This window comes from Arenibacter echinorum (assembly GCF_003259375.1).
Taxonomy (GTDB): domain Bacteria; phylum Bacteroidota; class Bacteroidia; order Flavobacteriales; family Flavobacteriaceae; genus Arenibacter; species Arenibacter echinorum.
This window is the reverse complement of the sequence record NZ_QLLN01000006.1, coordinates 191,532-212,510: the sequence shown is the minus strand read 5'-3', so window position 1 is coordinate 212,510 and position 20,979 is coordinate 191,532. Positions and strand designations below refer to the sequence as shown.

Genomic DNA, 20,979 nt, shown 5'->3' with positions numbered 1-20,979 from the left:
AATTGGACCCCTAAAACTATCAGAGATACCTTCATATAATCATAATCTGAAGCGCATTACAGGATTATTGGATTTTTTTCATTTCGGCCACCAAATCCGTCAACGCCGCTTTTGCGTCACCGAAAAGCATGGAGGTTTTGGTGTTGTAGAACAATTCGTTCTCTATCCCGGCATAACCTGCGTTCATACTGCGTTTGTTTACAATGATATGTTTGGCATTTTCCACATCCAAAATTGGCATACCGTAAATGGGACTGGCCGGATTGTTGTGTGCTGCCGGGTTAACAACGTCATTAGCCCCAACAACCAGTACTATATCGGTATTGCTGAACTGGGGGTTAATATCTTCCATTTCCACCAACATATTGTATTCTACATTTGATTCGGCCAATAATACGTTCATATGTCCCGGCATACGGCCTGCTACAGGATGTATCGCATATTTTACATTTACCCCCCTTTTTGTCAATAATTCTTCCAACTCATGAATTACATGTTGTGCCTGTGCAACTGCCAGGCCATAGCCCGGGACTATGACCACATTGTTTGCATAATTCATCATAATGGCGGCATCGCTGGCGGTTGTGCTCTTTATGGATCCTAAGGCCTTATTCTCACCCGCAGTTGCAGCTGCTCCCCCGAAAGCACCAAAAATTACGGATCCCAAGGTCCTATTCATGGCCTTGCACATTGCCACCGTTAGAATAATACCGGCAGAACCTACTAGTATACCCCCTACGAGCATTACCATATTATTATACAAAATCCCAGTTATGGCCGCGGCAATACCTGTCAAGGAATTCAACAAAGAGATTACCACAGGCATATCAGCGCCTCCAATGGGAAGCACGAATAGAATTCCATAGATGAGACCTGTAGCCAATAGTGCATACAACACTAGTTGACTGTCCACCCCAGTGGCGACCATAAACGCTGCAAAAATGATAATTCCAATAATTGTAATGTTGTTTATGATGTTGTAGTAGGGTATCCTTACCACGCTCTTTAGGGAGCCGTTCAACTTGCCCCAAGCAATTAAACTACCGGAAAAAGTAATGGCCCCGATTATAATGCCTGATACTATGGTAGTGGATTGGGTAGCGTTGTTTACATTTTTACCGTATTCCACCAACCCGATAAGTGCTGCACTGGCACCTCCAAAGCCATTGAATAAAGAGACCAGTTCCGGCATTTTGGTCATTTCCACCTTTATCGCTATAAGCCAGCCAATTATGGATCCTATTAAAATAGCCGCACCAATAAGGATATAAATAATGGGGGAAACCTGCTGTTCATGAACAAAAATGGTACCTACAATGGCCAATCCCATTCCGGCGGCCGCAATTAAGTTACCTTTTTTCGCCGTTTCCGGGTGGCCCAACATTTTTAGGCCTACTACGAATGTAACTGTGGCGATGAGATATATAATATTCAGTAAAATTCCCATTATTTTTTTCTTTTAAACATTTGTAACATTCTATCGGTGACAGCAAAGCCACCAACTACATTTAAGACACCCAAGACTACCGCAACGAAGCCTAAAGACAAGGCTATATAATCGGTTGGATCCGCGTGCAACATCACTAATATAGCTCCCACAATTACAACACCGCTCAAGGCATTTGCCCCCGACATCAATGGTGTGTGCAAAACAGCAGGAATGCTTTTTATAACCTCTACCCCAACAAAGATGGCAAGGATAAGGATATAGGTAATCTGTAGGTTGTTCTCTATAAATTCCAAAAACTCATTCATGGTTCAAATTTTTAACTTTTTCTAATAGTTCCATTTTGGACGATCAAGGTCTCATCCGTAATTTCTTCCTCCAGATCCCATTTAAAATTGGTCCCTTCGGTTAAATGTATAATATAGTTGTAGATATTTTTCGCATACAGGTCACTAGCATTTGTTGATACGCTTCTTGGATCAATACTGGTGCCAATGACCTTTACTCCATTTTTTACGATAGTCTTGTTGATCTCGCTTACTTCGCAGTTTCCTCCTTGGGCAGCGGCCAAATCTATGATTACAGCGCCATTTTTCATTTGCATTACCTGTTCTTCCGTAATTAAAACCGGTGCTTTTCTACCAGGGATATTGGCAGTTGTAATAACCAAGTCTGCCTTGAACAATGATTTGTTTACCGCCTCTTTTTGTCTTTTTAGGTAATCTGCCGAAGCTTCCTTGGCGTAGCCCCCTTCTGATTCCTCCCCCTCATTGTCTACCGAGATAAATTTGGCCCCAAGGGATTCTGCTTGCTCCTTGGTTTCAGATCTTATATCTGTGGCTTCTACTATAGCACCCAATCTTTTGGCAGTCGCAATGGCTTGTAGGCCTGCAACGCCAATGCCATATATCAATACCCTGGCAGGAGCAATGGTTCCGGCCGATGTCATCATCAAAGGAAAGATTTTGGTCATTTCAAAGGCTCCCAAAATCACGGCTTTATAGCCAGCCAGATTGTTTTGAGAACTTAATACATCCATATCCTGGGCCCTGGATATTCTTGGGATGGCATCCATGGAAAATGCGCTAACGCCCTTATTGGCAATGGCCTGGATAAGTTCTGGGTTGGATTTGTGGTACAATTTACTGATCAAAATCTGCCCTTTATCGACCAATTTTAAATCTTCTTCATCAAAGGGATTGATTTTTAGGAGTACCTCGGCTTCATGGAAAATGACAGCTCTTTTTTCAACAGCTACCCCAACATTTTTATAATCCGAATCCATAAAAGAAGAGTACTCTCCTGCACCTTCCTCCACAATAAGTTCAAAGCCTGAGGCAATTAGTTGTTTGGCAATATTCGGCGTAATGGCAACACGTCTTTCACCATCCAAGGTTTCTTTTAATATGCCTATTTTCATTTTGGTTAATGGTTTGGTTATTTATAAAGTAGAATTAACTTATTGGTTATGATAATTGAAAAGTTGCAAAATTAGAGAATTGAGGTCGCATAAAGGTTTGTATATAGTAAAGTTTACAATTTTTATGTTAATTGTTTAATAATTTGTAAAACTGACAAGAACGGTCTTTTTTAAACTGTCTCATGGATTTCCCTTTTTTCCCTTTTTTTAAGTACTACAATAATAAGCCTAAAGTGGGTATTGGGTATCCTGTACTGTCTGGTTATTGGAAGTACAATAAAATGTAATTTTGGTGATTTTTTGTAAGAGTAGCTCTCAAGGAAATGTAGCGTCCAACAGCTCCAAAAGACATGTGTAACTTAACTCAATATTGTTATTTATAGGGTAAAACAACGATTCCGGTTAATGGCAGAAAGAATTCATGAGTTGCTTTGGAGCATTTAGAGTGGGTATAATCTCATAATTACTTTTCGGGAGCATTATGGGCCGCTCTCATTTGTTCGCTGTCCCAATGATTGTCAAATTCAATAATACCCCTATTTAAATCTTCCTCTAACTGTTTTTCTTGTTGCTTGATTTCTTCTTTGGCCTTAAAAATATACTCCTCCCTAGTTTTGGGTTTATTGGCCAATCGTCTCAGGCTTTCCTCATCGTATTGAATAAATTTTTGGGCCTGTCTGTATATGGTGTATTTTCTAAATCCTAAATGGTTTAAAGCATCACTTGCCATTTTAACGGAGGTTTCCAAAGACTCCCTGTAAACATCTTCAACACCCATATTTAGCAAATCGTACGCATCATATCTGTTTTTTGCTCGTAACATCAACTTCACATTGGGATATTTCTCCTTCACCATTTTCGTCAAATGGATTACGTTATCGCTATTGTCAATTGCCGATATTAGAATCTTGGCCTCTGCTATACCTGCAGATTCCAATAGATCCATACGGGTGGCATCCCCATAATATACTTCAAACCCCATTTTCCTTAGAAGGTCTACACGGTTGGAATCGTTGTCCAATATAGTGGCTTCAATGCCATAGGATCTGAGGAACCTGCCCACCGTACTACCGAAATGGCCAAAACCTACCAAAATAACTTTGTGGGTCTTGGCTATGTGATCCACTGGTCTGGTTTCCGCTTTTTTGGTTCCTACCCGAGGTAGGATCAATCTCTCATTTATTATTCCAAGTATAGGTGTAAGGGTCATGGTCAGTGCCGTTACTACCAACATCATATCCAATTCAACCCTATCCAGAATATTCAATTGAAAGGCAAAGGAAAGTAGAACAAAAGCAAATTCCCCAATTTGGGCCAGCCCAATAGTTAGCAGCAGTCTTTGATCGGCCTTGAGCTTAAAAATGGCCCCTACCAAGAATAGGATTAGGGCTTTTAAAACGATTACAGCTACTACCAGCCCACTAATCATTAAGGGGTTGTCCCCAATAACAATAAAATTAATGGAGGCGCCTACGGCCATAAAGAACAAGCCCAACAATAGGCCTTTGAAGGGTTCCAAATTGCTTTCCAGTTCATGTTTAAATTCACTGGTAGCCAATACCACCCCACCTAGAAAGGCTCCCAAGGCCGGACTTAGTCCAACCAGTTCCATAAGATAGGCTAGGGCAATAACGATGAGCAGTGCGGAGGCGGACAATAGCTCCCTTAGTCTGGTTTTGGCTACCAGACGTAACATGGGGACAAAAAAATAACGTCCGGCAAGAACCACGGTAACCACCGAAAGGAAAATGGCCAAAGCTTGAAAACCTAAGGGCAAATTTTCAAGTAGATAGATATGATCGGAATGGTCGTCGGCAATCGCAGTTTTTTCAGAATCCGTAAGTAAAGGGATAACTGCCAACATCAAAATAACAATAATATCCTGAAAAAGAAGAATGGAAAAAGATGAGGCACCATAGGTAGTATTCATCAATCCATTTTCCTTAATGGTCTGTAAGGTTATGGCCGTGGAGGAGAGGGACACTGCCATGGATATGATCAGCGAAACTTTCCAATCAAATCCAATCGTGGTGAATAGCAGGAAGGAAACAATCATGGTTCCCAAAACTTGGGCTCCACCCATACCAATTATGGTTTTTCTCATTTGCCAAAAACTCTTTGGTTCTATTTCAAGGCCTATTAGAAAAAGCATCATGACCACCCCAAACTCGGCAAAGTGAAGTATGTCCTGACCTTCGTCCCCTACAAAGCCCATAATATAAGGCCCTATCAATATTCCGGCCAAGAGATAGCCTAGAACGGAACTTAATCCAAACTTCTTGGCTATAGGAACACAAATAATGGCACCGGTCAGAAAAACAATTGCTGCAAATAGAATGCTACCGCTCATTTGGAGGTTACTTTTTTAAGTTGGGGGGTATCATTTAAGAATTCACAGTTTTTGATCTTGTCAAAAGGAAGGCTTTGCCGTAATTCGCAAATCAATTGTTCATATTTTAAGGTATAGTTTTCCAGCTCTTCATCGGACATGTTATGGGTTCCCATAACCGTAAATGGGGGAAGATATTCCATATTACAGAGTCTAGCGGTCTGTTCAAAGGGTCGTAAAAATTCATTTACAGAATAGTTGTTGCTACCTTCAGAACAGTAAACGGCCCTGGTTCCACCTGTGGTAATAACATTTAAACATTTTTTGGACTTTAGGGCCTTACCATTTGCGCCATAGGCCCATCCGAATTCCAGAACCACATCCATCCATTGTTTCATCAAAGGCGGGCAACTGTACCAATAAAAGGGATGGTGCCAAATAATAACATCGTGGTCGGTCAAAAGTTTTTTTTCACTTATGATATCTATGTTAAAATCAGGATAGCGCTCATACAGGTCATGAAAAGTAACCCCCTCTTTATTTTCTAACATTTGGACCAGAGCTTTGTTCGCTCTGGATTGTTCAAATTTTGGATGTGCAAACAAAATTAATATTCGATTCATATTTTTAATTTAATGGAAAACATTGGAACCAATGTTTCATTTCCAATAATTATTGCTTTCCATCCTTGTAAAGAGGCCCTTCTTTTCCGATTTCCACCTTATCCAGACCATCCTTAAAAGAGGTTGGCAGTTCAAATACTTCCAACTCAAAATAAGGCAACGCCGCCAACAAATGGTCAAAAATATCGGCCATGATATATTCGTAGTTTTCCCAGCGCTTATCACTGCTAAAGGCATAGATTTCCAAGGGTATTCCTTGTGGTGTAGGAGATAATTGCCTGGTCATAAGGGTCATTTTCTGGTTTATGGCGGAATGGTTCTTTAAGTAAGTTTCCACATATTTTCGAAAAACGCCAATATTGGTCAAGTTCCTTCCGTTTATGGACATTTGTTTATCAATATCATGCTCCTTGTTAAAGTTTTCGATATTGCTATTTCTAGTCTCTATATATTGGGCAATTATCTGAATACCTTTAAGGGTTTCAATGTTTTCTGCTGTCAGGAATTTAATGCTGCCTTGTTTTATAAGCAGTGCGCGTTTAATCCTGCGACCTCCGGATTCCTGCATTCCCCTCCAGTTTTTAAACGAATCTGAAATTAACGAATAGGTAGGAATAGTTGTTATGGTCTTGTCAAAATTCTGGACTTTCACCGTAGCAAGGGAAATTTCCGTAACATTTCCATCTGCCCCAAATTTTTCAAAGGTTATCCAATCCCCAATGCGGACCATGTCGTTGATACTTACCTGAATGCTGGCCACAAGGCCTAAAATGGTATCTTTAAATATCAAAAGGATTACGGCAGAGGCGGCTCCCAAGGTGGTAAAAAATTTCCAAATAGTGATATCGGTCAATACCGCAAAAAGGGTTAGGATGCCCCCGATCCATGCAATTATCATAAATACCTGACTATAGCTGTCCAGTGGCTTGTCCTTTAGATGGGGCAAGGTTTTTAGATAATCGTTAATACTTCGGAGCAGGCTTCTTAACAGTATTAGCACCAAGATCACAGCAAGGATTTCAATAGCCTTCAATATAATACCCTCCGTATTTTCAAAATCTAGGAAGGCCAGGGGAAGATACCTGTACAACAACAATAAGGGTATAATGTGGGCCACGTATCTGGGCACCCTATTGAATACTAAAAAATTATCAAAATTGGTCTTGGACTGCCTAGCGAACCTGACCGATAAGAAACGGAGTAATTTCCAAAGGATATAATCCATCAATAAGGCCACTAAAATTATTCCAAGGAAAAGTATTAGAGCATTAACGTAGGAGGCAGCATTGGCTTCCAAACCAGATTGGATCAGGTAATCGTAAAGTAATCGTCTTAAACCGTTGTTCATGACCAGAATGCAATGTTGAATATTTGGCAAAAATAAGGATTGAGGTTCAGTTGTGGCAGTAGATATGAAAAAAGTATGGTTTGTTGACCATTGATTTATTTTTTATTATAAAAAATTACAGAGTCAAAAGCAGGCTGCCATTTTATGTGTTTGATAATGGTATTTTGATTAATACCTATTCCTTTGAATATATGTTATTATGCTTTTGTGCTGAGGCAAAGTGGGCTTCATGGACAGAATTAAAAAAATGTCCATCGTCGCCTGAATGGTAAACTACTTTTTACTTATATAAAAAACGTTTTTCTTTAAAAAGGTTTGGGCTTTATGATGTATTGAGGAAGGATTACAAATATTGACGCAGGTGTTTTTTAAAATATTCGGCGCTATCCGCCGCACTTTGCATAGGACTGGTTTTGAAATTTCCACCTTGTTCCAAATAATAGTACTCCAGTCCCGATTTTTTAGGGTCTGGTAGAATTGATCGGTAATCAATGGATCCATTGCCCAATTCTGAATAGTCCCTACTTATTTTATCCATGTCCTTAATATGCCACATTACGTAGCGCCCAGGTTGTTTATCTATTAACTCCTTTGGAGTTAGTTTGGAGGAATGCATTACCCAGTACATATCCATTTGGAGTTTCACCAAAGAAGCATCCGTTTCATTAAGGATAATATTGAAACCCGTTTGTCCACCGTAATCCTCAAATTCGTAGCCGTGATTGTGATAGGCAAATCCTAGTCCAGCCTCTTTTACTTGCTCTCCAATGTGGTTAAGTTTACGCGACAACAATTTAAAATTATCCAAGGTTCGCTGTTCCGGAGCAATATAGGGCCAGGTGATATATTTGCTATCCATAGCCTTGGCTGCCAGAATACACTGATCCACATAATGTTTTAAAGCCTCATCGGCTTTTCCCAAGTAAGGGGAAAAGCTGTAATGTCCGCTTGTAATTGATAATTGCAGATCATCCAAAATAGTCTTCAATTCGGAAGGGGTATAGCCATAAATAAGGCCCTTGTCGGCATCAAACCCGTAAAATTCAAAATCTTCATACCCCATTTCTTTAAGTGCCTTAAAAGTGGCAAGGGGATCTTTTGCCATATCGGTACGTACTGAAAATAACTGATAACCCATTTTGTATTTTGGTTGCCTCATTAAGGAAAAAGAACTCAGAGGCAATAAAGCCGTGGCGCTTAGGACTGCTGTTCTCCCTATAAAATTTCTCCTGTTCATTTAGCAATTTGTTAAGTTGGGGTTAGTAGTTTGGCCTTTAATATAATTTGAAGTTAGTATATTTTATCTAGTTATGGTCTCCTTGTTTACAATATTACCATCAACATCATAATGAATAAACTCGATCACGGGGGTATTCCCTTCCCTATGAATTTTTACGGCCAAAAATCCCCCTTTCACCCTAAGAAACTTATGTTCGGGTCGTTTGTCGTTTGCATCCCATCCCTGAGCGTGGGAGTCGCTTGATGGGCCTTGGCTAAATTCCATTAGGCCGGTTTCCGGATCCTTGGAAACATATTGCCAATGCCTATCCCCATTGATTACGAACATCTGCTGATCTACAAGATATCTACGTAACCAATCGCCCTCTGTTTTAAACGAAACATTGGAATGGTTGTCAATTTTCCCTTTGGCCCTATCGGGCCCAACCACAGGAGTGGGCGAACTAAGTATTTTAAAAGTGGCATCTGAGGCCTCCACTGTTTGTTTAAACCACGCTATCTGCTCCTTCCCCCATATACTCTTGTCTGCACCGTCTGGAGCCTTATTGTCGCTTCTGTAATCCCTACCTTCTACCATCCATATTTGTAGATCTTTTCCCCATCTAAAGGTTCTATAGGATTTATCAATAATCGGGGCTTGTTCGCTCCAAATTAACAGGCCGTCCTCAAAACTCAGTTCACCAAAAGGGGAGGAGGTGGGCATGGCATCGTCCTTTAATAAATCGTGGTCGTCCTTTTGTAAATAAAGAGGCGTATTGTTGTAGAAATTGTTCAAAGAGGGCCAAGAATTAATGGCATGCCATTTATGCCGTGCCAATTCCAAATTGTAGGCCATAGGCCCAGGTTTGTCATAATAAACATAATCTCCCGTTTGACAGTGAAACAACGGATTTAATTTTAGCATATTATCATAAATCTTAAACCCTCTTTCAAGATCATCATAGGACCAAAAATACTGACAAGTGGAAGAGGTGAAAAGTACCGGTGTCACCTCATTGGGCAAAGGTGCTGTAGTAAATCTTCCCTGTATTTCGGTTATGGGCGCTTCTGTTGCCTTTCTGCCCCTAATAGTTACAGCGTAGGCCGTATTGGATTTTAGACCGGAAATCTTGTGTTTATAAGTAAAGTCCTTATACTCCGAAACATATTCCCATGAGGTGTTTATCACAGTGTCTTTAGACAGAATTTCAATGCTGATCTGCCCGAAGGAACCCTCCACGGCCCCGTCCATTTCATTTACTGGCATATCATTGTCAAAATCGATGGGACTTCTAAAGGGAGCCCCCTTCTGTTGATGTTTTATAGGTACCGGTTTTTCGGATTTACACAATCTGGTCCATAGTATTGCTGAAGAATCGGTTAATTCTCCAATCTTAAAGCCGTTGGTAAAGTATACTCGGTCGCTATTTTGTGCATGAATTTGGGAAATAAGAAAAATAAAAGTCCCTAGAAATAAAATAAAACGGTTTTTCACGATATATTTTTAATGGTTATCTGTAACTGTACAAACCAAATATATGTTATTTATTCAAACCCCAGAAGTATACAAGAACTTCAGTTTTTGCAGACAAAAAATTCTACAATCCTTGGTCCAATATATTGGACAGAACTCGAAAGCCATATAAGCATGCTTACCATGATTATTCCCTGAGGCAAAATAAATATTGAATAATGTTAAAAAAAGCCATATCTTGAATCAGACAAATAAGGCTTTATAATATAACCGACCATTAATATGACCAAGATAAAATTAAACAGATTCTTTTTAACCTTGAGCATGGCTATAGGAGTGTTCGTTTTCAGTGAAAGAGCATTTTCCCAGACTACGGACATAGCAGTAGTAGATAGCACCTCCAAAACAGAAAACAGATTAAAATTTGGCTTAGGGTTTGGCTTGAGCTTTGTTGGGGGGACCAATATTAGTTTAGCTCCCAATTTAATATATGAAGTAAGCCATAAGGTGAGTCTAGGAGGCGGAATCCAAGGCAGTTATACCTCCATAAAGGATTTGCAGAGTACCACTACTTTTGGAGCGAACATCATAACCCAGTATAGGCCTATCAGACAACTGACCACACTGTTGGAATTTGCCCAGCTCAAGGTGAATACCAAAACCGAGACCCCCACGGGAAAAGTTACCGATGATTATTGGGACTCTGCACTCTTTGTAGGTTTAGGGTGGAATATAAACGAAAAAATATCGGTAGGGGCAAAGTACAACTTGCTGTATAAGGAAGATGAAAGTGTATATACAAGTCCCGTACTGCCGTTCGTAAATATTACCTTTTAGAAGTTAGGTGGCTTAGGGTTGCACCCAAGATGTAATAATGTTAGCCCAAACACTATTGTAATTATGTTTATACCACGTATTACGATCATTTATAGAACCTAGTATTGAAATAAAACCGAACTCTTTTTTTTTGAAGATAGCTTCATTCATACTACACAATAAAGGCTTCAGAAAATCACTTTTATCCCAATAGCGAATTCCAGATTAATTGTATTTACAATTATTATTTCCTACAGTTTAACCTCTTGGTTATCGTAACAACCTTAGGAACTTGTAAAGTACTCTGTATTGGTATTGGTCCAAGTATGCTAAATATTAACATTGCTTTAAGAATCATATTCAACATGTGGTTAAAATAGCATATAAATTGGAAAATCCTGCTGTTTCATGAGGAAGTGTATGTCTATAAATTTGTAGGCGTATTCTTTAAATATTTCGTTATGAAAAAAATGAATTTTTATCCCAAGACTTGGCAAGTGGTACCACTGCTTTCCGATAGGTATCTATTGGATTCAAATGGAAAATGTATAAAGGATTTGGTGCTAAGGAACAGCTACGCCACGGATATGAAAGTGTCCGAAATGGATTTGAACATTACTAAGTTTTCTGCTATAGATACTAAGGGAAAGGAGCATTTTATTGCGGACTTCCCGGGTCAGGCTGCCATACCTATAAAAGGTATGCATACAGGACTTTTTCTAAAATCCAAAAGCGTACTTAGCTTGGAAACAGGTTCTTACAGTGCATTCAGATTTTATCTTGGCAAATCTGGGAGTAAAATAATCTATAGTGATAGATATCAAGAACGTGCGGACGGAATTAAGTTTCTGGACTTTGAGATAGTGAACGGACTGACCATTGAAGGTGAGGAATCTCCAGAAACTATTCTGCGATTTGATTTTGTACCCTATAAATCAATGGGACTTTTGAAGTCAATTGCACAGTTTTTTAAAGGCCCTGGCATACTCGCAGGCAAGCTGGCACATTCCTAGGTTAAGTCATCCAAAAATCCCGTTGATTCGGGAATAAAACTGGTTTTTCCAATTACTGGAAACAACATAATAAGGACTGCATATACCCCTCAAAACATAAATATTTTGTTTTGAGGGGTATATATTTCTCGTTCTACGGTTTAAGGGTTAGCTGTAAATAGCTCTATGCCATCATAAGCTGATAATTATCATAGATAAAACACCACAATTTCCGAACTTTGTTAATTGCACTTATCCCAGTCAATTAATTATAAAGAACACATGTGGAATGCTATTTTTCTTAGTCTTTATTTACTTATTGCCCTAGCCATTATCATAAGTATTCTTTTGCACGGTGCCAAACCTTCAAAAAGTTTGGCTTGGCTTCTGGCCATTTTTACCATACCCGTGGGCGGAATGTTTCTTTATCTACTTCTGGGAAGAAATAGGAGAAAAAATAAGTTGCTAAAATTAAAAAAGAAGGCTTTTTTAAATTTGCCGGAACCCTTATTGGAGCACATGGCTTCCATGAGCGGAAAGTACCAAAAACTAATGACCTTGGTTTACCGGAATTCACATTTTCCTCCCACGGACAATAATGAACTCCGACTTCTGAAAGATGGAAAAACGACCTTCGAATCTATCTTCGAAGCTTTGGAAAACGCCCAATACCGCATACATCTACAATACTACATTTTTGAAGAAGGGGAACTTACGCAAAGGCTATTGCAGCTTTTTGAGCGTAAAATTGCGCAAGGGGTGGAGGTAAGGATGATCTATGACGGTATCGGCAGTTTTTCATTAAGTAAGGTCTATTTGAAAAAATTAACAACTATAGGTGTAGAGGTATATCCTTTTCTACCATTCAAGTTTGGGCGTTTTTTTTCTTCCTTAAACTATAGAAATCATAGAAAGATCATTGTCGTAGATGGCAAGGTGGCATTTACCGGGGGAATCAACGTATCGGATAAATACTTAAAAGGCGATGTGGAACTGGGCAATTGGCACGATATGCACCTACGATTGAAGGGTACTTCAGCGAGTCATTTGGATTTTGTTTTTGCAATGGATTGGTATTTGGTTTGTCAGAAGACAATTTCTGTGCTGCCCTTGGATACTGATAAAGGCCCTATTGAAAAAAATGAAGGTAAACTTGTCCAGATCGTCTCTGGGGGACCGGATGATGATTTTCCTTCCTTGGAACAGACTTACTTTACAATTATAAATAAGGCGAAGAATTATCTGTTTATTACCAATCCATATGTAATTCCGGGACAGGCTATAATGGAGGCCTTACAGACCGCTGCTTTGGGAGGAGTGGATGTACGTTTAATGGTTTCGGAAAATGCGGACAACAAAATAGTAAGTTGGAGTGTAAGGTCTTATTTTGAGCCCCTTCTTAAATCCGGGGTGAAGATCTATTTATTTCCAGACGGATTTTTACATAGTAAAATCATTGTTAGTGATGACGGCATAGCTACCATAGGCACGGCCAATTTGGATGATAGGAGTTTTGAACAGAATTATGAAGTAAATGCCATTGTTTATGATGCCCCTTTTGCACAGCTGTTGAAGGAGGACTTTCTTAAGGATGCCTACTCAAGTAGAATGCTGGTCTACGAAGATCATATAAAAAGACCTTGGGGTGAAAAACTAAAAGAAGGTTTTGGAAAAGTATTTAGTCCGTTGTTATGAATTGATCATTTCAAGACCCAGTTCGTTCTGGCATGGTTTACCTTCTTCCCAACTATTTAGATTTTCATAAGTAACTTCGGCAATATTGGTCAAAGCCTCTTTGGTTATAAAACCTTGGTGGGGTGTAAGAAGTACATTGGGAAAGGATAATAATTTTATTAATAGCCCGTCTTTGATTCCATCAAGAGAATTATCCTTAAAGAACGATCCTATTTCCTTTTCATAAACATCTGTGCAGTAGCCGCCAATTGCGTTTTTTTCCAAAGCATTAATCAATTCTTTAGTTTCCACTAAGGCTCCTCTTGCAGTATTTATCAAAACAACCTCCGGTTTCATTAAGGCCAATTTTTGTTTGTCTATTAAATAGTAGTTCTCTTGGGTGAGCGGAATGTGAAGGCTAATTATATCCGATTGTTCACAAAGCTCGTCCAAGGAAGTGTAGGTAAGATCGTATAATTGAACAAGTCTATAATCAGGTTTAAGGTCGTTCGCCAATATCTTGCAACCAAAACCGTTCATAATCTTGGCCATTACACTGCCAATTTTCCCAGTTCCGACAATACCTACGGTCTTTCCGTTCAAATCGAAACCCATCAGGTTGTTTTGCAAAAAATTATAGGAGTGTACCTTCCTATCTGCCAAAATAATCTTCCGGTTTAGTGACTGCAATAGGGCTACCGCATGTTCGGCAATGGAGTAGGGGGAATATTCGGGAACATTGGCTACCTTAAGCCCAAACTTTTGTGCTGTTTTTAGGTGTACGTTGTTATACCCGGCCGATCGCAAGCTAATATAACGTACTCCAAGATCCGATAATTTTTCCAACACTAAAGAAGAGGCATCATCACCGGAAAATATGGAAACAGCCATATGCCCAACAGCTTGGATGGCCGTCTCGGAATTCAAGGCATCTTTTGTATAACTTACCTTATGAATCTTGTTATTGGCATCATTTAAAAAGGGTATTTCAAAATCTTTAGCACTATAGACCAGTAATTTCATTTTTTTCTTCTTTGATAAAAATTAGATCTTGGTCTTCCATGGCAGTTACAACAAGTTTTATGTAATCTTTTATGGTTTTTTGTATGTTTTTGGGGTCGGAAATGTCAATACTGCCCCTCCAAATCATAGACCTTTCCTTGCCTTCACAAATACAGTAAAGTGTAGTCTCGGCATGGTATACTGTAAATCTATCATAATATCCCTGGTCGTAATAGATATCTTGGTGACTTAGATAATCGTCATTAAATCTTCCTTGATAATTGTTCCATCTGGAAATGGATTTCAAAAAACTTTCCTTATCCTCAGAACCAACAACTTTGGTAAAGAGTATAGCATCAAAATCTTTGTCCAGTAGACTTTGTTCCACATCATCCAATTCTTTTTCGGTCTTACGGGAATCGGTAAAGGAAACGTCAAAAACATCAAGACTGCGCATGGCTTCAACATTTCGTTTGCTAAATTCTTTCAGCATATCCGTTTCAAAATCCGTTCTTGCATCATCGTTTGATGCCATACCTACTATCAACACCTTATTGGCATTGAACAGAACAATGTCCGGGTTTTTCCAGTTTTCTACCAAACTAGTGGAAGAACATCCCGTTAGTAATATTGCGAATAGAATTAATACTTTTCTCATGGTTTAAGCCTTTGTAATAATAGTTCTTTTTGATTTTCAGGAATAATTGCCAATTTAGCGGAAGTGCTTATGAAATAATATGACGTTGGTCAGTTATGCCATTAATTTACTTCTGGTTTGTTCATTAAAAGAATGCTCCCGGTATAATTGAAAATTTCGCTTTTTAGGTTTTGGTAATCACCCTGACATTCATCGACCTCCAATTGAAGACTATCATTTTTTCTAATGTCCTCAGCGCTAATGGAGCTGTCCGCCATATCCAACTCATTTCCCAAATTGTTTTCGTGCAATGAAACTTGAGTTCTTACGGCCGCATTTCTTTTTTCGATATCCAGCAAACGGGTTTTGTAATCTTGTAGACGTTCAAATAGGTTGGGGATGTTGGGCTTAAAGGCATTGGAGTCCAATAAGCGTTTTATAAAAACTATTTCTTCATCCATTAATTGAAACCTCAGTTTCCATTGCTGGATTTTCCAATGCAATAGGGCAATTTTCCTCCCGTTATCTGTGATCGTATTTTTCTTTTCCATTTTTTTTGGATCTTGAATAAAGTTAAGAACTTTTAAAAACCTCCGCAATGAGATTTGTCATCTGCGTTTTAGATGAAAATTTCTTTTATTTCGTTGAGTTTTGGAATATGTACGTTCCAACCATGAACATCCCTGATCTTCACTCTAAAGGCATCGAGGGAAGTAGGTTCTCCATGGATAAGGAAAACTGTTTCCGGAATATTTTCGATTTCCTCCATCCAATGTAACAGCTCGCTTTGATCGGCATGGGCAGAAAGACTTTCCAAATGATAAATTTTTGCCTTAACAGGATAATACTTTCCGAACAACTTTATTTCATAGGCCCCTTCCAATAGTTGGCGCCCTCGGGTTCCTTCCGCTTGAAAGCCTACTAATAAAACCGATGTTGATGGGATGTCTATCAACTGTTTTAAATAGGTAAGTACCCTGCCTCCTGTAACCATGCCGCTTCCGGCAATTACAATTTTAGATCTGGGATCGTCGATAGTCTTCCAGGTGTCGGCATAGGAGGTTATAATATTGAAGTGATTGCACATGGCATAGTACTCGTTCATCGGCAGTTTATGCCAATGTGGAAATTGTTCAAAAACAGACAACACATTGTTGCCCATGGGGCTATCTATAAAAACAGGGATATTGGGGATCTTGTTTTTTTTGTACAACTGCCAAAGTAGATACATTAACGATTGTAGTCGCTCCACCGCAAAGGATGGGATGATAAGATTTCCCCTTTCTTGAATGGTTGTTTTTATGAGATCGCTGAGTATTGTTTCTACGTCTTCCTCAGGATGTAATTTATTCCCATAGGTGCTTTCCACAAAAAGATAATCGCCCCATTTTGGACGTTCAGGGGCTTCCAATAAATCATCATGTAATCTTCCAACGTCCCCAGAAAAAACGAACAGTTTTCCGAAAATTTCCAATTCAATAAAGGTAGCACCGATGATGTGACCGTTATAGCGGTATTTGAAGCGAATGTGCTCCGAAAGGGCAATCCATTCGTCCTTTTCCCTGGATTGAAACAAATCTATAGTACGCTCTGCCTCCTTTACGGTGTAAAAAGGAAGCGCGGGGTCGTGCTTGCTGTACCCTTCCTTATTGGCCTGCTCAGCTTCTTCCTCGTGTATTTTGGCGCTGTCCAAAAGTATTATTCGGGTAACCGCCAATGTGGGTGCTGTTCCTACAATTTTTCCTTTAAAACCTTCCTTTAATAATCTGGGCAGGTATCCTGTATGGTCCAAATGTCCATGGGTCAATAGCACCACATCTATTTTAGAGACATCTATTGGCAAGGGATTCCAGTTTTCTTGTCGGAGTTCCTTTAGTCCTTGGAACATACCACAATCGATCATCAGGTTCAATTCAGGGGTTTCCAAATAGAATTTGGAGCCTGTCACGGTTCCGGAAGCACCTAGGAAATGTATTTTGATAGTATTCATGATCTAATGATTGCAAAGTTGTTTAATTTCATTCAGGATTTTTTCTTTCCTAGTATTGGAGATTCCCAAATGGTCCAAAAAAAACTTATCCTTCCAAAGTTGCCTGCATAAGACCACATCCCTACTCAACAAAAACTGTTTTTCCCTATTGCTGAGTAGGGTGGATACGGTAATTGGATAAAGCCCTAAACGATCTATACGATCCTTAAGTCCATCATTTAAGGGTAGGTCCCAACTTAAGAGGTTCAACCCTACACATTTTCCGTAGGTTGAGGCATCGCTGGTAAAACGTGTGTTGGTTACTACCCAGCCTTTATCCAGTTCCCTACTTTCGTTTTTCTTGGTGGCCCAATGTGCTTTTACATCGTTATATCTGGAATGGATGTATAGGGGAATCTTAACGTTGCAGTTACGACCTTCTTCTGAGTGGAACTTACATTCTATAATAGTGACGGTTCCATTTTTTTCTGCAACTACATCAATTTCATGGGTAACACAGATACCGTTCATTATTTGATCTACACTAGTGTGGTAGCCGGAATATTCCAGGATGGCGGCCACAAAACGTTCAAAGGGAAAGCCAGTTGGTCCCAATTCGTATATGGCCTTTTTTAGTTTGTATTTTGAAGCAAAGACCGATTTGTTCTTTTTCAGGAGGGCATAGGCCCTATTGTAGATTTCATTGGTAGAGATGCCCTCATAGAGTTCATCCTTCACCTGTCCTACGATCTGTTCCACTAGATTATGGTCGGCCCCACTGTGTTTTAGGGATTTACGCAGTTTGTCCAAGGAAAATTTGGCCCGTTCCCCAGAGGATTTTAGAATTTCAATGTCTAATTCCTTTTCCATATCATTGCTTTAGATGAATATCCAATTCTGGTATTTTTAGTAGTTGCAAGGTGGTGGAAGCAAGTTTTACTTTGTCATCCGTAGCCATGAGGGCCTGTACTATCTGCTCGAACAATTCGTGCTTAGTAATACGCCTTAATTTATAATCCGTGATATATCTTAAGTTTATCGCAATCCAGTTGTCTGTTGGATTAATGGCCAGGGTAGGGGCAATTGTGGCGTTTTCTATATAATAGTGCTCCACCATTTCCTCCCATTTGGCCAATGAATTTTTGGTGTATTCGGAAAGGAAATCCGTGGCCTTTTCCAGGACCAGTTTTTTTGCCAAGGCAACATCCGAATCATAGGTAATAAGTATATTGAGTTCGTCCCAAACAAAAGGGAAATCCATGGAATAGTTCTTTATGGGGCCTTTAAAAACAAAGGCATTGCTTATCTTGACGATCCTACCCGAATAATTGTCACTACTGACCCATTCCCCAATTTCCATTAAGGTAGTATAGATGCTATCTATATCAATGACATCCCCTTTAATACCGTTAATTTCAATACGGTCCCCAGGTTTATAGACCTTTACAAAAAAGATATAGAAAGATCCTGCAATACTTAGGATCAATTCTTGGAGGGTAAATGTTATACCAGCAGTAAACAGCCCTATAATAATGGTATAGTCCTTAATGTTTTCTACTGTAAATGCCATTAGGATCAAGAGCGTAATTAGCACGTAGCCAATAATCTCTACTCCTTTTTGAGCCTTATATCTAACAGAAACATTATCTATTCTTTTTTTTAGGACCCTCCGAAGAAACCCAATGAAAATTACAATGGCCAGTATCCATAATAAAAGTTTGGCAATCTTCAATACTACTGGGTCGTTAATAAAGTCCAAGGGACTGTTCATGGGCAATGGATTTAAATAAGACCGCCAGAACAATTTTTGTTTAGGCGGTCTCCCAATTAAAAATTAACCAACTATTTTTTTTGGCCAAAAAAGTCCCTGACCAAGGCTTTGGTCTGGTTCTCGGTCATGCTATCGGCTTTGGTGACGGCTTTTACTTTTTCTGCCAAGCCTTTGTGGTGTTCCAGTAGTTCTTTTCTAAATTTTTCATTGGTATCTGCCGGGCCAAAAAGCGCTATAGAATCGGCATCGCCTATGGCATCTGCAAGTTTTTTAAAATATGATTTTAATTGTGCTTTCTCCCTTTCCAGATAGGTGCGCTCATGTGTAACGTCTTGGGTTGCACCAGATTTTACCCTAGGTCCAGAGGTCCCCTTGCGGTTAAAAAATTCCATCTCCGAAAAAATGGTTTCCAATTTCTCTTCTTTGTTGTCCAAACGGATGATATGGGCTTTTTCCCTGTCCATCCATATTCCAATATTTTTCATAATACAGTGTTTTTAAGATTCGTTCAAAGCCAAAATAGGCACTGTGGCATCATAACCAATTTCCTTCACCAACGGTCTGGAAAATATACTATTGAACAAGAAATGCTTTTTGTTAATGAACGCGATCATGTCGCTATTCCTACTTTGAACAAAAGAGGTTATTCCTTGGGCAACATCTTTATCCGTCAGGGTGTGGAAGCTATGGTCTACACCTTGGAGGATGTCGTCCAAGAGTTGTTTGTGTTTTTCTTGGTCTTCGGTAAGCGTGGTTTTTTTCGTAAAGTATACAACCTTTATGGACGTATTGTGCATCTTGGCAATCTCTATCAAATAATTCAATTCCTTTCGGCTAAAGCTGGATTTATAATTCGTAGGAAATACAATTTCCTTGGGAATGGAAAACCGCAGATTATCAGGAATTGCCATTACTGGGCACTCCCTTATTTTTTCCATGGCATTTACCGTATTGCTTCCAAAAATAACCCCTTTGGCTCCCGTAGCTCCCTGTGTACCCATGATTACAAGGTCTATATCCTTGCTGTCAATGGTCTGTTTTATGGCCTCTGAGAGAAAATTGAAGGAAGAAATAGTGTGATAACTATGTTTTGGGTTGTCATGGTGTAGCTCCAACATGTCCAATAGCTTGGCAAAAGCTTCCTCCGATGCCCCTTTGGCCCCTTCGTATTCTGCACTGCCCGGCTCTGGCATTATAAGGGTGTTTGTTGTGTAATTGTCCAAACGGAAAACGTTCAAAAAATAGAACTCGCAGTTAAGTTTTGCATAAAGATCCAAGGCATAGCGTGTGGCGTTCAGCGCATTTTTGGAAAAATCGGTAGGAATTAATATTCTTTTGTCCATGACAATGCTTCTTTAGTTTTATTAAATATAAAAGGCTTTCGTGAATGTTACTATGACAATGGTCATTCTTGGGAAGGGAGAATTAAGAATGGGATATCGGAATACATACTTAGGTCTTTTACCACAGGTTCACGGGTAAGTTTTTCAAAAAGATTGCGCTTTTCATGTACCATGGCGAACATATCCACTTTCAGTTTTTCCAAAAAAACATCTATAACCTTAGCTTTGTCATCAAAATTCTTGATCCATTGGAAGGAATGGCCAACATTGCTTAGGCCTTCTTCCAATTGCTTTCTATTCTCCTCCTGGGTCTTGTTCAGAATATGTTGTTCCTGAACGTGAACCACCCTAATGGAGGCTTTGGACAAAGAGGCAATGTATAGAAGTTGATCTATAGTTTTTTGGCCACAATCCTTTCTCAAGTCGGTCACAAATGCAATTTCCTTTATAGGGTGGAAATCCATTTCCCCGGGAATAGCCAATAAGGGGCATTTAAGATTATCTGCCACTTTTATGGTATTGCTTCCAAAAAATACATCGGTAGCTTCGGTGAGTCCTTTATTCCCCATGGTTACCAAATCAATTTTAAGTTCCTCTATTTGTTGCGCTATGATATTTACCAAGTCCCCTTTTTGGGATATGGTATGGAAGGTATGTAGAGGGTTTTCATTGTCCAAGACTATTTTGTGCTTGGTATGCGTTAATTTTTCCTTGGACTCCGATTCCTGTTCCTTCAAATGTTTTTTGATATTTAGGATAGGAAGTGTTTTTCCTGGGGATATGGTAAGTTCCGAATAGGTGTTAAGAATATAAAATGTGCATGTTTCCGATGCTAAAAGTTTTGATGCATAGAACAGGGCACAATAGGCATTATTGGAAAAATCGGTGGCAACAAGTATATTCTTCATTACGTTTT

Annotated in this window: 20 protein-coding genes; 3 read left to right on the top strand and 17 right to left on the bottom strand. The window is 39.3% G+C overall.

What is annotated here, in order from left to right:
• Positions 1–64: 64 nt before the first annotated feature.
• The 8 genes from LV92_RS16520 to LV92_RS16485 all read right to left on the bottom strand — a co-directional run bounded on the left by LV92_RS16520 (position 65) and on the right by LV92_RS16485 (position 9,880).
• Positions 65–1,447, bottom strand: a complete 1,383-nt coding sequence (locus LV92_RS16520; protein WP_111624709.1) for an NAD(P)(+) transhydrogenase (Re/Si-specific) subunit beta — start codon at positions 1,445–1,447, stop codon at positions 65–67.
• On the bottom strand, positions 1,447–1,755 hold the full coding sequence (locus LV92_RS16515) for an NAD(P) transhydrogenase subunit alpha (RefSeq protein WP_111624708.1): 309 nt from the start codon (positions 1,753–1,755) through the stop codon (positions 1,447–1,449). The genes LV92_RS16520 and LV92_RS16515 overlap by 1 nt, the downstream gene beginning before the upstream one ends.
• A gap of 11 nt (positions 1,756–1,766) precedes the next feature.
• Entirely contained in the window at positions 1,767–2,867 is a 1,101-nt protein-coding gene (locus LV92_RS16510; RefSeq protein ID WP_111624707.1) for a Re/Si-specific NAD(P)(+) transhydrogenase subunit alpha, read from the bottom strand.
• A gap of 463 nt (positions 2,868–3,330) precedes the next feature.
• Complete coding sequence (locus LV92_RS16505; protein ID WP_111624706.1) at positions 3,331–5,217, bottom strand: monovalent cation:proton antiporter-2 (CPA2) family protein; 1,887 nt, start codon at positions 5,215–5,217, stop codon at positions 3,331–3,333.
• Positions 5,214–5,819 (bottom strand): glutathione-regulated potassium-efflux system oxidoreductase KefF, encoded by a 606-nt coding sequence (kefF, locus tag LV92_RS16500; RefSeq protein ID WP_111624705.1) that lies wholly within the window; start codon positions 5,817–5,819, stop codon positions 5,214–5,216. The genes LV92_RS16505 and kefF overlap by 4 nt, the downstream gene beginning before the upstream one ends.
• Positions 5,820–5,868: 49 nt before the next feature.
• Positions 5,869–7,167 carry a mechanosensitive ion channel family protein gene (locus LV92_RS16495; protein WP_111624704.1) on the bottom strand — a complete coding sequence of 433 codons (1,299 nt, stop codon included), beginning with the start codon at positions 7,165–7,167 and terminating at the stop codon, positions 5,869–5,871.
• Between the two features lie 343 nt (positions 7,168–7,510).
• A complete protein-coding gene (locus LV92_RS16490; protein WP_170126347.1) occupies positions 7,511–8,404 on the bottom strand; it encodes a sugar phosphate isomerase/epimerase family protein in 894 nt (297 codons plus the stop codon).
• A 63-nt stretch (positions 8,405–8,467) separates the two neighbouring features.
• Positions 8,468–9,880: an alkaline phosphatase D family protein gene (locus LV92_RS16485; protein ID WP_245946410.1), complete on the bottom strand. Its 1,413-nt coding sequence runs from the start codon at positions 9,878–9,880 to the stop codon at positions 8,468–8,470.
• 261 nt (positions 9,881–10,141) lie between these two features.
• Here LV92_RS16485 and LV92_RS16480 point away from each other — a divergent pair, with 261 nt between their 5' ends.
• From LV92_RS16480 to cls, 3 genes are all read left to right on the top strand, one after another.
• Entirely contained in the window at positions 10,142–10,696 is a 555-nt protein-coding gene (locus LV92_RS16480; RefSeq protein WP_111624703.1) for a hypothetical protein, read from the top strand.
• Between the two features lie 440 nt (positions 10,697–11,136).
• On the top strand, positions 11,137–11,688 hold the full coding sequence (locus LV92_RS16475; RefSeq protein WP_111624702.1) for a hypothetical protein: 552 nt from the start codon (positions 11,137–11,139) through the stop codon (positions 11,686–11,688).
• Between the two features lie 261 nt (positions 11,689–11,949).
• Positions 11,950–13,362, top strand: coding sequence for a cardiolipin synthase (gene cls / locus LV92_RS16470; protein ID WP_111624701.1), 1,413 nt, complete (start codon positions 11,950–11,952; stop codon positions 13,360–13,362).
• Here the strand turns inward: cls and LV92_RS16465 are convergent.
• The 9 genes from LV92_RS16465 to LV92_RS16425 all read right to left on the bottom strand — a co-directional run bounded on the left by LV92_RS16465 (position 13,357) and on the right by LV92_RS16425 (position 20,971).
• Entirely contained in the window at positions 13,357–14,364 is a 1,008-nt protein-coding gene (locus tag LV92_RS16465) for a 2-hydroxyacid dehydrogenase (RefSeq protein WP_111624700.1), read from the bottom strand. The genes cls and LV92_RS16465 overlap by 6 nt on opposite strands.
• Entirely contained in the window at positions 14,345–15,001 is a 657-nt protein-coding gene (locus LV92_RS16460) for a hypothetical protein (RefSeq protein WP_111624699.1), read from the bottom strand. The genes LV92_RS16465 and LV92_RS16460 overlap by 20 nt, the downstream gene beginning before the upstream one ends.
• 101 nt (positions 15,002–15,102) lie before the next feature.
• Complete coding sequence (locus LV92_RS16455) at positions 15,103–15,531, bottom strand: hypothetical protein (RefSeq protein ID WP_111624698.1); 429 nt, start codon at positions 15,529–15,531, stop codon at positions 15,103–15,105.
• A 68-nt stretch (positions 15,532–15,599) separates the two neighbouring features.
• On the bottom strand, positions 15,600–16,970 hold the full coding sequence (locus LV92_RS16450) for an MBL fold metallo-hydrolase RNA specificity domain-containing protein (RefSeq protein ID WP_111624697.1): 1,371 nt from the start codon (positions 16,968–16,970) through the stop codon (positions 15,600–15,602).
• A 3-nt stretch (positions 16,971–16,973) separates the two neighbouring features.
• Positions 16,974–17,819, bottom strand: coding sequence for an ATP cone domain-containing protein (locus tag LV92_RS16445; protein WP_111624696.1), 846 nt, complete (start codon positions 17,817–17,819; stop codon positions 16,974–16,976).
• 1 nt (position 17,820) lies between these two features.
• A complete protein-coding gene (locus LV92_RS16440) occupies positions 17,821–18,720 on the bottom strand; it encodes a mechanosensitive ion channel family protein (protein ID WP_111624695.1) in 900 nt (299 codons plus the stop codon).
• Between the two features lie 71 nt (positions 18,721–18,791).
• Positions 18,792–19,205 carry a hypothetical protein gene (locus tag LV92_RS16435; protein WP_072861906.1) on the bottom strand — a complete coding sequence of 138 codons (414 nt, stop codon included), beginning with the start codon at positions 19,203–19,205 and terminating at the stop codon, positions 18,792–18,794.
• 12 nt (positions 19,206–19,217) lie between these two features.
• Positions 19,218–20,063 carry a universal stress protein gene (locus LV92_RS16430; RefSeq protein ID WP_111624694.1) on the bottom strand — a complete coding sequence of 282 codons (846 nt, stop codon included), beginning with the start codon at positions 20,061–20,063 and terminating at the stop codon, positions 19,218–19,220.
• A gap of 62 nt (positions 20,064–20,125) precedes the next feature.
• The gene (locus LV92_RS16425) at positions 20,126–20,971 is read right to left on the bottom strand and encodes a universal stress protein (protein ID WP_111624693.1); all 846 of its coding nucleotides are present in this window, start codon (positions 20,969–20,971) and stop codon (positions 20,126–20,128) included.
• Positions 20,972–20,979 lie beyond the last annotated feature (8 nt).